Here is a 12,289-nt window from a genome sequence, read left to right as displayed (position 1 = left end):
GGCCGAGGCGATGGAGCGCGCCATCACCGACGTCGCGCCGGAGCCTGCGGAAATCGCGGCGTCGATGCGCGAAGTGCTCGGCAGGCTGGCGCGCGGGATGGGGCGGTAGGTCCGTGTTCCTCCCTGAGCTTGCTCGGGGAGGTGGCGCCGACGAAGTCGGTGACGGAGGGGGAATTTCCCGCCTCCTCCCCCTCCACCACCGCCTGCGGCGGCGGTCCCCCTCCCCATCGCTGCGCGACGGGGAGGATTGCCTCTGCCTCAAAATCCGATATTAATGTGATATCACTTTTAGAGGGGTGCCACCGATGTCCGATTCGCATCTGCCCATCAACGCCAGCCGGGAGAGCATCGCCTCGACCCGGAGCGGCTACCTGATGCTCATAGTGTTCCTGGCGCTGCTCGTGGCGATCGTGTTCTGCGTCGTCACGCTGGCCGGCGGCGATCCGGGACCGGGCACGGTGCTGGGCTTCCTCGCCTTCATCCTCCCGGCGGTGATCATGAACGTTCTGATCCTGAGCGGCTTCTACATGATCCAGCCCAACCAGGCCGCCGCGATCACGCTGTTCGGCAGCTACAAGGGCACCGATCGCACCCCCGGCCTGCGCTGGGTCTGGCCGTGGATGGGCAAGACGAAAATCTCGGCCCGCGCCAACAACGTTGTCTCGGAAAAGCTCAAGGTGAACGACCTTCGCGGCAACCCGATCGAGATCGCCACCAACCTCGTCTGGCGCGTCGCCGACACCGCCCAGGCGCTTTACGACGTGGACGACTACAAGGCCTTCGTGAACGTCCAGATCGAGGCGGCGGTGCGCTCGATCGGCTCGCGCTACGCCTATGACGACGTCGAGGATGCCGAGATCACCCTGCGTGGCAGCCACGAGCAGGTGAATGCCGAACTGCGCACCGAACTGATCGCCCGCCTGCAGGTGGCGGGCATCACGGTGGACGAGTGCGGCCTCACTCACCTCGCCTACGCGCCAGAGATCGCCGGGGCCATGCTGCGCCGCCAGCAGGCCGAGGCCGTCATCGGCGCGCGGCGCAAGCTGGTGGAGGGCGCGGTGTCGATGGTCGAGATGGCGCTGGCGCAGCTCTCGGAAAAGAACGTGGTCGAACTCGACGACGAGCGCCGCGCGGCGATGGTCTCGAACCTGATGGTCGTGCTCTGCGGCGAGCGGGATACCCAGCCCGTCGTCAACACCGGCACGCTCTACTCGTAACGACCCCATGGCGTCTCCCGGCAAGAAGGCGTTCGCGCTCCGTCTCGATCCGGCGCTCTACGCAGCGCTGGAGCGGACGGCGGCGGCGGACTTGCGCTCGGTGAACGCCGAAGTCGAAGTGCTGCTGCGCGAGGCCCTCGCCCGGCGCGGCGTCAAGGTCGAGGCGGGCGAACCGGCAAGGCGCGGACGTCCGCCGAAGGATGGAGACTGATCATGCTGCACAAGCTGTTCGAGAATGATCCGTGGTTCGCCCCCAAGCGCTACGGCTACGGCGCGGGGCTGCCGATCGCGTGGCAGGGGTGGGCGCTGCTGGCGGCCTACCTCGCCATTATCGTCGGGATCGCGCTGCCGGGGACCGGCGGCACGCTGGGCGCCCGGACCGCGTCCTTCGTCGGCGTGCTGCTGGTGACGGGCGTGTTCATGGTGATCGCCGCGCGCCACACGCGCGGCGGCTGGAAGTGGCGCTGGGGCGGGGATTGAGGCGGTCCGTCGTCCCGGACCTGATCCGGGACCGCTGGCCGTGAACAGTCCATCTGTCGGCGCGCGCCGCCGGGGCTTCGACAAGCTCAGCCTGAGCGGAATTTAAAGACCTGCTCTCAAAACCGCTCAGGCTGAGCTTGTCGAAGCCCTGGCCGATAACGCCCACCTAAAGACAGCCAGCGGTCCCGGATCAAGTCCGGGACGACGTGGGCCCTACAACTTCGCGAAAACCGCCACCATCGCCTTCCACGCCCGGTCCGCCTCGCCCGGATCGTAGGCAGGCGAATCCGGCACGCACCAGCCGTGGTCGGCGGCGTAGACTTCCACTTCGGCCGGGCGCTTCGCCGCATCGGCGGCCTTGCGCAGTTCGGTCTTCACCTCAGGCTGCTTGGCGTCGTCATTGCGGGCGATGGCAAACACATAGCTGGCCTTCGTCTTGCCCAGAACCCTGTGCGGACTGTCCGGCGCCTCGGTCACCAGCCCCGCGCCGTGAAGCGACACCGCCGCCTTCACCCGCCCCGGCACCGCCGCCGCCGTGCGCACGGTGAACGGCCCGCCCATGCAGTAGCCGTTGCTGCCGATCCCGCGCTTGGTGTCCACCGCGTCCTGTCCGTCGAGGAACGCCACGTAGGCCGTCGCATCGCGCGTGATCGCCTCGGGCGTGAGCATCGCGCGCATCGGGCCGACTTTCGCCTGACCTTCGGGCGTACGGTACTCGGCGAAGCTCTTCATCACCGGCGCCGGACCGGAGCGGTAGTAGGGGTTGACCACCAGGACCGCATAGCCCTGCGCGGCGAGATTGCGGGCCATGATCTTCTTGGCATCACGCAGGCCCGCAATGTCGGGCCACATCACGATGCCGGGATGCTTGCCCCCACCCGCTTTATGGCCCGGATGGACGAAGAACGCATCGCACACGCCGTCCGCCGTAGTGATCGAAACCATGCGCTCGGTCAGTTCGCCGCCGCTCTCCGCCGCCACCGCTCCGCACCCGGTCAGCGCAAGTCCGGCGCCCAGCACCGAGAACGCGCGGCGGTCCATGCGGCTGAAGTCGTCGGCGGTATAGTCGTCACACATGGGCTGGCCTTTCGCTGCTTTCCCGGCAGCCTAGCAGAGCTTCGCGCGACCTCAATCGCCGTCGAAGTTGAGTTCCAGGTTCACGGCATTGGGATCGGCAAGGAACAGTTGCCTGAGGCCGATGTGCGTCAGGTCGTTGAACCGATAGTCGAGGCCGAGTTCGTCCAGCTTCGCGCGGGTCGCCTCGAAGCCGCTGCAGCGCAAGGCGACGTGATGGAAACCGTTGGTCGATTCGCCCGGCAGGTAATCGTCGTAGCGCCCCGGAGCGGTGGTGCGATCGACGAGGTGAATGATCGGCAACCCTGCCCCGTCGCGCATCCAGTAGCCCGCGGTCCCGGCGCGGATCGAAGGGTTCTCGCTGCGGATCAGGCCCAGCACCCGCTCGTAGAACGTGGCGGTGCCTTCGAGGTCGTCGGTCAGGATGTTGACGTGATCGATGCCGCTGACCTGCATGGTGCTCTCCCTTTGTTGGACAAGGAGTACCCACCCCTGCCCCCTCCCGCAAGCGGGAGGGGAATGAGAGCATCGTTCTTCGCCCTCCCGCTCGCGGGAGGGCCGGGAGGCTTGAGAGCGAAGCGAACTAGCCGGACGGGGAGGGCCTCAGCTCCGGAACACCACCGTCCGCGCTCCGTTCAGCAGCACCCGGTCCTCCAGATGCAGCCGCACGGCCTCGGCCAGCACGCGGCGTTCGATGTCGCGACCCTTGCGGACCATGTCCTCGGGCGTGTCGGAGTGCGTCACCGGCTCCACGTCCTGATGGATGATCGGCCCTTCGTCGAGGTCGGCCGTCACGTAGTGCGCGGTCGCCCCGATCATCTTCACCCCGCGCGCGTGCGCCTGGTGGTACGGCTTGGCGCCCTTGAAACCCGGTAGGAACGAGTGGTGGATGTTGATGCAGCGCCCCGACAGGAAGCCCGCCATCTCGTCAGAGAGGATCTGCATGTAGCGCGCCAACACCACCAGTTCCGCGCGCGTCTCATCGACGATGGCGCGGATCTGCGCTTCCTGCGCGGCCTTCTCGCCCTTGGCCATCGGCAGGTGATGGAAGGGAATGTCCCCCAGCATCAGCGTGTTGATCGCCTCGCGCGGGTGGTTGGAGACGACGCCGACGATCTCCATCGCGATCTCGCCGATGCGGTGGCGATAGAGCAGGTCGGCGAGGCAGTGGTCGAACTTGCTGACCAGCAGCAGGACGCGGCGCGGCCGGTCGCGGCGCTGCATCGACCAGGCCATGCCGTATTCGTGCGCGATCGGACCGAAGCCTTCGCGGATATCCTCGCGGTCCGTGGCGCCCGGATCGAAGGCCACGCGCATGAAGAAGCGGCCCTGCTCGAGATCGTCGAACTGCTGCGCCTCGGTGATGTTGGCGCCCATCTGCGCGAGATAGCCCGTCACCCGGGCGACGATGCCCGGACGGTCGGCACACGAAAAGGCGAGGATCAGCGGCTCGGCCATACCCTTGCCCCTTACGCCGCGACGGCGCCGCGATTGGTCAGCGCGGCCTCGCTCTCGGCCATGAGCGCGGCGATGATCTCGGCCACCGGCTCCTCCTTGCCGACCATGCCGACCGACTGGCCCGCCATGATCGAGCCGCTCTCGACGTCGCCGTCGATCACCGCGCGGCGCAGCGCGCCGGCCCAGAAGTGCTCGATCTTGAGCTGCGCCTCGCCCATGTCGACCTCGCCCGCGTCCAACAGGCGCGCGACTTCGATCTGCTTGGCGGTGAATTCCTCGGTGCCCTTGTTCTTGAGCGCGCGCACCGGGATTACCGGCAGGCGCGGATCGACCTGCACCGATGCCACCGCATCGCGGGCCGAGGCGCGGAAGAACGCCTTCTTGAACGCTTCATGGGCGATCGATTCGCTGGCGCAGGCGAAGCGGGTGCCAAGCTGCACGCCGGCCGCGCCCATCTCCAGGTATCCGGCGATCGCCTCGCCCCGGCCGATGCCCCCCGCGACGAAGACGAGGTTGTCGGCGGCGAGGCTCGGCAGGATTTCCTGCGCCAGCACCGAAGTGGAGACGGGGCCGATGTGGCCGCCCGCTTCCGAACCCTCGATCACCAGCGCGTCCGCTCCCGAGCGCAGCAGCTTCTTGCCCAGCGCCAGCGTGGGCGCGAAGCAGATGACCTTGGCCCCGTTCGCCTTGATCGCCTCGACGCTGCCCTTGGGCGGAATGCCGCCCGCAAGCACCACATGCGTCACGCCGTGCTTCGCGCAGACGTCGATCAGGTCGAACAGCATTGGGTGCATGGTGATGAGGTTCACGCCGAAGGGCTTGGACGTCAGCGCCTTGGTGGCGGCGATCTCGGTGTCGAGCAGTTCCGGGGTCATCGCCCCGCAGGCGATCACGCCGAAGCCGCCCGCGTTGCTGATCGCGGAGACAAGGTTGCGCTCGGAAACCCAGGACATGGCGCCGCACAGGATGGCGGTCTCGGTGCCGAGGAATTCGCAGCCGCGCGCCATCAGCGCGGAAGTCTTGGTGAAGGCGGTCATGAAATTCCCATAGCCCGGATTTTTGTTCAGCCGTGCGCCATAGGGTGACGAGCCGCACCGCACAAGCGGCGAGCGACGGAACCAAATGGCGACAAGTTCGTTCAGGTGAGGCACAGTTACATGGAAATCAGGGGGTCATTTCCAACATGCAACACGACGACGAACCGCTGAATGCCGCAGCCACGACACCGTCGGGCCCGGAAGCGGTCGCCGCGCAGGGCGTAACGATCGACGAACATCTGTTCGAGGACATTCTGGATCTCGAAGGCGCGTTGCGGTTGAGTACGCAGGCCACCGCCGGTCTCGGCGCCCCGCGCGCCACGGAAATCGTGATGCTCGGCCGCAAGTTGCCCGAACCTTCAGCCGCGAAGCTGCAGGTCCTTGCCGATGAAGTGCGCAAGGCCACGCAGGCCGGCGATCTGGCGCGGGTGCGCGAGTGCCATCTGCACGTCATCGACACGCTGGTTTCGCTGCGCACGACGTGCTGGGCCGTAAAATCCGAAGAATAGATCAAGTTTCATCGAGTTTCCCGATTACTCTTACATGTTCGTATAGCTTCTCCGCCTTGGCGGGCTTCGTTAGGTCTACAGCAGAGCCGCCAAAGGGCAGCACACGCCAATCCATGACCACAGGCCCATGACCAAAGGAGAGCCGACATGCACGGATCCAACTCAGACGAGCCCAAGTGCCCTTACGGCCACGGCGCCGCTACCCCGCTGACCACGCAGTTCGGCGCTCCGGTCGTCGACAACTCCAACTCCTACACCGCCGGGCCGCGCGGGCCCCTGCTGATGCAGGACGTCTGGCTGATCGAGAAGCTGGCCAACCTCAACCGCGAAGTGATCCCCGAGCGTCGCATGCACGCCAAGGGTTCGGGCGCATTCGGCACCTTCACCGTCACCGGTGACGTCTCGAAGTACACCCGCGCGAAGTTCCTCGCCGAAAAGGGCAAGCAGACCGAGCTGTTCGCCCGCTTCACCACCGTCGCCGGAGAGCGCGGCGCGGCCGATGCCGAGCGCGACATTCGCGGCTTCGCGGTGAAGTTCTACACCGAGGAAGGCAACTGGGACATGGTCGGCAACAACACGCCGGTCTTCTTCGTGCGTGATCCCCGCCACTTCGCCGATCTCAACAAGGCGGTGAAGCGCGATCCGCGTACCAACATGCGCAGCGCGCAGAACAACTGGGACTTCTGGACCCTGCTGCCCGAAGCCTTCCACCAGGTCACTTACGTGATGGGCGATCGCGGCATCCCCAAGTCGTACCGCCACATGGACGGCTTCTCCAGCCACACCTACTCGTTCTACAACGAGGCGGGCGAGCGGTTCTGGGTGAAGTGGCACTTCAAGACCCAGCAGGGCCACGCGCATCTGACCGACGCCGAAGCCGCCGAAGTCGTCGCCGGCGACCGCGAGAGCAACCAGCGCGATCTCTACGAGGCGATCGAGCGCGGCGAGTTCCCGAAGTGGAAGGTCATGGTCCAGATCATGGACGAGGCCGAGGCCGAGACTTGCGGCTTCCACCCGTTCGATCTCACCAAGGTCTGGTCGCAGAAGGTCTATCCGCTGATCGAGGTCGGCATGATGGAACTGAACCGCAATCCGGAGAACTTCTTCGCGGACGTGGAGCAGAGCGCCTTCAGCCCGTCCAACCTCGTCCCCGGTATCGGCGTCTCGCCCGACAAGATGCTGCAGGCGCGCCTGTTCGCCTATTCGGACGCGCAGCGGTATCGTCTGGGGGTCAACCACCACCAGATCCCGGTGAACGCGGCGCGCTGCCCGGTGTTCAACAACCACCGCGACGGCCAGGGCCGGGTCGACGGGAACTACGGCGGACTGCTGCACTACCACCCGAACTCGTTCGACCAGTGGCAGGGCCAGCCCGAATTCCGCGAGCCCCCCTTGCGCCTCTCGGGCGCTGCCGACTTCTGGAACTTCCGCGAGGATGACGACGACTACTACAGCCAGCCGCGCGCGCTGTTCCAGCTGATGGACGATGCGCAGAAGGAGCGCCTGTTCGGCAACACCGCCCGCGCCATGGGCGACGCGCCGGACTTCATCAAGCAGCGCCACATCAACAACGCCACCCGCTGCGATCCGGCTTACGGTGCGGGCGTGGCGGCTGCGCTGGGGATGAGCGTGAGCGCGGAACTCTCGCCGGTGCCCGAACTGGCGGATTGACCTGACGGCCGAATGAAAAGGCCCCGTGTGCGGATGTCCGCGCACGGGGCCTTTTTCGTGATTGTTCCGTCACCCTTTAACAGTCATCCCCGCGAAGGCGGGGACCCATCTGATGACCGTGCAACACGAGAGAACCGGAGATGGGTTCCCGCCTTCGCGGGAATGACTGTCAAAGGGTCGGTGTCCTACTTCGCCACCGTGAACGTCGTCGCCATGTCAGCCTTCGAATCGCCGCCGACCCACACGTCGAACGCGCTGTCGTCCTGCACCCAGCCCTTGGTCGCCGCGCTCCAGTAGCGTAGGTCGTCGGCCGTCAGGGTGAACTGCATATGCTTCGTCTCGCCCGGCGCGAGGGCGACGCGGGCGAACTTCTTGAGCTGGCGCACCGGACGCGAGGACGTGCCCACGCGCTGGTGGATGTAGAGCTGCGCCACCTCGTCGCCCGCACGCTTGCCGGTGTTGGTGAGGTCGAACGACACCGTGACCGGCTCGCCCAGCTTCACCGAGGCGCGGTCCACCGCCAGCTTACCGTAGGAGAACGTCGTGTAGCTCAGGCCATGACCGAAGGGCCAGGTCGGCGAATTGTCCTCGTTCCAGTAGCGCTTGTCGGCGCTTCCGGGCTGGTGCGAGGGCAGGTAGGCGTAAGTGTAAGGCGCCTGTGCCGCGCTGCGAATCCAGCTGAAGGGCAGCTTGCCGCCGGGATTGACATCGCCGAGCAGCAGGTTGGCGACGGCATTGCCGCCCTCGGAGCCGGGATACCACGCCTCCAGCACCGCGCCGGGCTTCGCGTCGCCAAGGCTCAGCGGGCGGCCGTTGACCAGCACTACGACCACCGGCTTGCCCGTGGCGATCACCGCGTCGAGCAGTTCCTGCTGACGGCCCGGCAACTTCAGGTCCGATCGCGAGGCGAATTCGCCCGCCATGTTCTGCGCCTCGCCCAGCACCATGACCGCGACGTCCGACTGGTTTGCAAGCGTGATCGCCTTGGCCAGTTCCGCCTTCTCGTCGATCGCGGGATGCTCGCCGGGTTTGTTCATCGCGTCGAAAAAGGAGGGGTTCTTGCGGGTCGGCCATGCCGTTCCGGTCGCATATTCGACCTTCACGCCCGCGCCCAGCTTGGCGCGCAGGCCCGCAAGAACGCTGACGCCCTCCGGCTTGTTGGAGGAGAACACCCAGGGGCCGAGCATGTCGTGGCCCGCATCGCCGAGCGGCCCGATCACCGCCACCGACTTGAGCTTCGCGCGGTCCAGCGGCAGCAGCCCGCCCGCATTGGCCAGCAGCACCGCCGACCGCTCGGCCGCGATCCGCGCGACTTCACGGTGGGCGGGATCGTCGAAGGTCCTGGGCACCGCCTTGGGATCGACATAAGGCTTGTCGAACAGGCCAAGGCGATACTTGGCCTCGAGCAGACGCAGCACCGGGCCCTCGAGCGCGCTTTCGGCCACTTCGCCGCCCTTCACCGCATCGACCAGCGCAAGCATCGGCGAGGGGTTGCTCGGAACCGTCATGGCAAGGTCCATGCCCGCCTCCAGCGCGCGCACGGCAGCCTGCTTCGGGCTGCCCGCCATGCCTTGCTTCTCCAGCGAATCGACGCCGTTGGCATCGCTCACCACGAAGCCCTTGAAGCCCCATTCCTTGCGCAGCACATCGGTCAGCAGCCACGTGTTCGCCGCCGCCGGAACGCCGTTGAGGCCCATGTAGGCGCTCATGATATTGCCCGCGCCTGCATCGAGCGCGGCCTTGAACGGCGGCAGGTAGGTGTTGCGCAGCTGGCTCTCCGACAAGTCCACCTCGTCGTAGTCACGCCCGCCGAAGGAGGCGCCGTAGCCGACGAAATGCTTGGGGCCGGACAGCACATGCCCCGGCGTGCCGATGGCACCGCCCTGGAAGCCGCGCACTTGCGCCGCCGCCATCGCCGCGCCGAGCACCGGGTCCTCGCCCGCGCCCTCGACCATGCGGCCCCAGCGCGGGTCCATGGTGATGTCGACCATCGGCGCGAAGGTCCAGTTGATGCCCACCGCGCGCGCTTCCGATGCCGCGACGGCCTGGCCGCGCTCGGCCGTCGCCGGGTCCCACGACGCGGCCATCGCGATCGGCACCGGCATGATCGTGTGCAACCCGTGGATCACGTCGTAGCCGATCAGCAGCGGAATGCCGAGGCGCGTCTTCTTCACCGCCAGTTCCTGCAGCGCGTTGATGCGGACCGGATCGGTGACGAACAGCATCGAGCCGACCTCGCCCTTCGCGATCGCGGCGTCGATGTTCACCGCCGTCGCCTTGGGGTTCGCCACGGTAGCCCCGCCGAAGTCGAAGTACTGGACGAGCTGGCCCGCCTTCTCCTCCAGCGTCATCCGCTGCAGCATCGCCTCGGCGCGCGACCGTGCCTCGGCCTCGGTCATGACTTTCGCCTCTTTGGCAACGACCGGTGCAGCCGCAAGCGGAGCCAGCGACGACGTCAGGGCCAGAGCGAGTACCATTCGGGAAAGGCGCAAGGTCGATTACTCCGTTGGAATGCTGATCAGCATACTTGTGCACGCGCACTATCGCGGTTTCGCGGCTTTGACAGCGCTGTATCCGACGTGTGGATAGCGTAAACGAAAAAAGGCGGCGCTTGGGGCGCCGCCTTTCTCTAATCCTTCGCGGGTACGCGAGAGCGCCGCGATCAGGCGGCCGCGTCGAGCCCGTAAGCGGTGTGCAGCACGCGCACGGCCAGTTCGGTCTCGTCGGTGTCGATCAGGACCGAGACCTTGATCTCGCTGGTCGAGATGGCGATGATGTTGATGCCGCGATCGGCCAGCGTCTTGAACATCGTCGCCGCGACGCCCGCGTGGCTGCGCATGCCCACGCCTACGACGCTGATCTTCGCCACGTTGCCCTCGGCGATCATGCGGTAGTAGCCGATCGCCTCCTTGCGCTCTTCCAGCAGCGCCTGCGCGCGGGCGAGATCGGCCTGCGGGACCGTGAAGGTCACGTCGGTCTCGCCCTTGTCCTTGGCGACGTTCTGGATGATCATGTCGACGTTGATGTTCGAATCCGCGAGCGGCGCGAAGATCGACGCCACCGCGCCCGGACGGTCGGCGATGCGGGTCAGGGTGATCTTGGCTTCGTTCTTGTCGGCAGCGATGCCGGTGATCAGCTGGCGTTCCATGTCGCTTCCTTCAAGCTCTTCGTCACTGACGATCAGGGTTCCGGGGATGGTATCGGCGGCGGGCGCGTTCTCGTCGATGAACGAGGACAGCACCTGCACGCGCACGTTCTCCTTCATGGCGAGGGAGACCGAGCGGGTCTGCAGCACCTTGGAGCCGACCGAAGCCAGTTCCAGCATTTCCTCATAAGTCACCAGCGGCAGCTTGCGCGCCTTGGCGACGATGCGCGGGTCGGTGGTGTAGACGCCGTCGACGTCGGTGTAGATGTCGCAGCGGTCGGCCTTCACCGCCGCCGCCACGGCCACCGCCGAAGTGTCCGAGCCGCCGCGGCCCAGCGTGGTCACGCGGTTGTCGGGCGAGACGCCCTGGAAACCGGGGATCACCGCGATCTGGCCCGATGCCATCGAGGCGATCAGCGCCTCGGCGTCGATGTCCTCGATACGGGCCTTGGCGTGGGCGTCGTCGGTCTTGATCGGCACCTGCCAGCCCAGCCACGAGCGCGCCTTGCAGCCCATCGACTGCAGCGTCAGCGCGAGGAGGCCGGACGTGACCTGCTCGCCCGAGGCGACGACGACGTCGTATTCCGCGGGATCGTAGAGCGCATCGGCTTCACGGCAGAAGTTGACGAGGCGGTCGGTCTCGCCCGCCATCGCGGAGACGACCACGGCCACTTCGTGCCCGGCTTCCTGCTGGCGTTTGACGATACCCGCCACGCGCCGGATGCGCTCGGACCCGGCCATGGAAGTGCCGCCGAATTTCATCACGATACGTGCCAAGGCGCCGTTGCTCCCCTGCGTAAAAGACCCGCGCGGGGTGCGCGAGTGTGGATAAGAGTCGGCGGCGCTGTTAGGGGGGGATCATGGACAATGCAACTGCCTCTCTTCCCGCTTCGCGCGCAACAATCGATCCGAAGGAGGCCGCGCACTTCGGCGCCCTCGCCGCCGAGTGGTGGGATCCGAAGGGCTCTTCGGCGATGCTGCACAAGCTGAACCCGGTGCGCCTCGGCTTCATCCGCGAAGCGATCGACGGGCATTTCGGCACCGATTCGCGCGGGCTCAGGCCGCTGGCGGGCAAGCGCGCGCTCGACGCCGGATGCGGCGCGGGGCTGCTGTGCGAGCCGCTGGCGCGCATGGGCGCGGCGGTGACGGGCGTGGACGCAGCGCCGGAGAACGCCGCCGCCGCGCGCGCCCATGCCGAAGCGGGGGGGCTGGCCATCGACTACCGTGCGGGGGAACTGGGCTCGCTGGGACTCACAGACTACGATCTCGTCTGCTCGCTGGAAGTGATCGAGCATGTCACCGACAAGGCCGCCTTCATCGGTGACCTGTCCGCTGCATTGGCGGACGACGGGTTGATGATCCTATCGTGCCCTAACCGCACCGCCCGCTCGCGCGTGCTGCTGGTGGAGGCGGCGGAGCGGCTCGGCCAGGTGCCCAGGGGCACGCACGAGTGGAGCCAGTTCGTGACGCCTGAGGAACTGCGCGAGCTTGCGGATGGCGCCGGGCTGGAACTGGGCATGCCGCGCGGGATTGCGTGGTCGCCGCTCAAGGGGCTGCACCTGTCGGACGATCTGGCGCTGAACTTCATCGCGACGGCGCGGAAGAAGTAAGCATCCTCCCTGTTCCGAAGGAATGGGGAGGTGGCAGCCCGCAGGGCTGACGGAGGGGTCTTCTCCCCCTCCACCCCCGCCTGCGGCG

12 protein-coding genes are annotated in these 12,289 nt (G+C 66.8%); 6 read left to right on the top strand and 6 right to left on the bottom strand.

Going from position 1 to position 12,289, the window contains the following annotated elements:
* The first annotated feature begins 305 nt into the window (after positions 1–305).
* From LH128_RS25735 to LH128_RS25725, 3 genes are read left to right on the top strand one after another with little or no spacing between them, the layout of a single operon-like run.
* Positions 306–1,217 carry an SPFH domain-containing protein gene (locus tag LH128_RS25735; protein WP_008832626.1) on the top strand — a complete coding sequence of 304 codons (912 nt, stop codon included), beginning with the start codon at positions 306–308 and terminating at the stop codon, positions 1,215–1,217.
* A gap of 7 nt (positions 1,218–1,224) precedes the next feature.
* The gene (locus LH128_RS25730) at positions 1,225–1,428 is read left to right on the top strand and encodes a hypothetical protein (protein WP_008832625.1); all 204 of its coding nucleotides are present in this window, start codon (positions 1,225–1,227) and stop codon (positions 1,426–1,428) included.
* Between the two features lie 2 nt (positions 1,429–1,430).
* Positions 1,431–1,697, top strand: coding sequence for a hypothetical protein (locus LH128_RS25725; protein ID WP_008832624.1), 267 nt, complete (start codon positions 1,431–1,433; stop codon positions 1,695–1,697).
* A 213-nt stretch (positions 1,698–1,910) separates the two neighbouring features.
* On the opposite strand, the gene LH128_RS25720 is transcribed toward LH128_RS25725, so the two are convergent.
* The 4 genes from LH128_RS25720 to LH128_RS25705 form a co-directional block, all read right to left on the bottom strand.
* Complete coding sequence (locus LH128_RS25720; protein WP_008832623.1) at positions 1,911–2,774, bottom strand: dienelactone hydrolase family protein; 864 nt, start codon at positions 2,772–2,774, stop codon at positions 1,911–1,913.
* Between the two features lie 51 nt (positions 2,775–2,825).
* Positions 2,826–3,227, bottom strand: a complete 402-nt coding sequence (locus LH128_RS25715; RefSeq protein WP_008832622.1) for a VOC family protein — start codon at positions 3,225–3,227, stop codon at positions 2,826–2,828.
* Between the two features lie 147 nt (positions 3,228–3,374).
* On the bottom strand, positions 3,375–4,229 hold the full coding sequence (purU, locus tag LH128_RS25710) for a formyltetrahydrofolate deformylase (RefSeq protein ID WP_008832621.1): 855 nt from the start codon (positions 4,227–4,229) through the stop codon (positions 3,375–3,377).
* Positions 4,230–4,240: 11 nt separating this feature from the next.
* A complete protein-coding gene (locus tag LH128_RS25705) occupies positions 4,241–5,266 on the bottom strand; it encodes an NAD(P)H-dependent flavin oxidoreductase (protein ID WP_008832620.1) in 1,026 nt (341 codons plus the stop codon).
* Positions 5,267–5,310: 44 nt separating this feature from the next.
* Here LH128_RS25705 and LH128_RS25700 point away from each other — a divergent pair, with 44 nt between their 5' ends.
* Together LH128_RS25700 and LH128_RS25695 are read left to right on the top strand one after the other, a co-directional pair.
* Entirely contained in the window at positions 5,311–5,775 is a 465-nt protein-coding gene (locus LH128_RS25700; RefSeq protein ID WP_155986377.1) for a hypothetical protein, read from the top strand.
* A gap of 147 nt (positions 5,776–5,922) precedes the next feature.
* Entirely contained in the window at positions 5,923–7,446 is a 1,524-nt protein-coding gene (locus tag LH128_RS25695; RefSeq protein WP_008832618.1) for a catalase, read from the top strand.
* Between the two features lie 185 nt (positions 7,447–7,631).
* Here the strand turns inward: LH128_RS25695 and LH128_RS25690 are convergent, their stop codons facing one another.
* Both LH128_RS25690 and LH128_RS25685 read right to left on the bottom strand, forming a co-directional pair.
* Positions 7,632–9,923, bottom strand: a complete 2,292-nt coding sequence (locus tag LH128_RS25690; protein ID WP_202950132.1) for a glycoside hydrolase family 3 N-terminal domain-containing protein — start codon at positions 9,921–9,923, stop codon at positions 7,632–7,634.
* A 185-nt stretch (positions 9,924–10,108) separates the two neighbouring features.
* The gene (locus LH128_RS25685; protein WP_008832616.1) at positions 10,109–11,368 is read right to left on the bottom strand and encodes an aspartate kinase; all 1,260 of its coding nucleotides are present in this window, start codon (positions 11,366–11,368) and stop codon (positions 10,109–10,111) included.
* 83 nt (positions 11,369–11,451) lie between these two features.
* On the opposite strand from LH128_RS25685, the gene ubiG reads away from it, so the two are divergent.
* The gene (gene ubiG / locus LH128_RS25680) at positions 11,452–12,201 is read left to right on the top strand and encodes a bifunctional 2-polyprenyl-6-hydroxyphenol methylase/3-demethylubiquinol 3-O-methyltransferase UbiG (protein WP_008832615.1); all 750 of its coding nucleotides are present in this window, start codon (positions 11,452–11,454) and stop codon (positions 12,199–12,201) included.
* Positions 12,202–12,289: the final 88 nt, after the last annotated feature.

The organism is Sphingomonas sp. LH128 (assembly GCF_000293195.2).
Taxonomy (GTDB): domain Bacteria; phylum Pseudomonadota; class Alphaproteobacteria; order Sphingomonadales; family Sphingomonadaceae; genus Novosphingobium; species Novosphingobium resinovorum_A.
Note: the sequence above shows the minus strand (reverse complement) of the source record. Positions and strands in the feature narration are given on the sequence as shown.

Bases quoted from the DNA above. Each gene is read 5' to 3' on its own strand.
- LH128_RS25705 (WP_008832620.1), bottom strand. From the start codon at position 5,266: ATGACCGCCTTCACCAAGACTTCCGCGCTGATGGCGCGCGGCTGCGAA.
- LH128_RS25720 (WP_008832623.1), bottom strand. From the start codon at position 2,774: ATGTGTGACGACTATACCGCCGACGACTTCAGCCGCATGGACCGCCGC.
- LH128_RS25695 (WP_008832618.1), top strand. From the start codon at position 5,923: ATGCACGGATCCAACTCAGACGAGCCCAAGTGCCCTTACGGCCACGGC.
- purU (WP_008832621.1), bottom strand. From the start codon at position 4,229: ATGGCCGAGCCGCTGATCCTCGCCTTTTCGTGTGCCGACCGTCCGGGC.
- LH128_RS25715 (WP_008832622.1), bottom strand. From the start codon at position 3,227: ATGCAGGTCAGCGGCATCGATCACGTCAACATCCTGACCGACGACCTC.
- LH128_RS25690 (WP_202950132.1), bottom strand. From the start codon at position 9,923: ATGGTACTCGCTCTGGCCCTGACGTCGTCGCTGGCTCCGCTTGCGGCT.
- LH128_RS25725 (WP_008832624.1), top strand. From the start codon at position 1,431: ATGCTGCACAAGCTGTTCGAGAATGATCCGTGGTTCGCCCCCAAGCGC.
- LH128_RS25735 (WP_008832626.1), top strand. From the start codon at position 306: ATGTCCGATTCGCATCTGCCCATCAACGCCAGCCGGGAGAGCATCGCC.
- LH128_RS25730 (WP_008832625.1), top strand. From the start codon at position 1,225: ATGGCGTCTCCCGGCAAGAAGGCGTTCGCGCTCCGTCTCGATCCGGCG.
- ubiG (WP_008832615.1), top strand. From the start codon at position 11,452: ATGGACAATGCAACTGCCTCTCTTCCCGCTTCGCGCGCAACAATCGAT.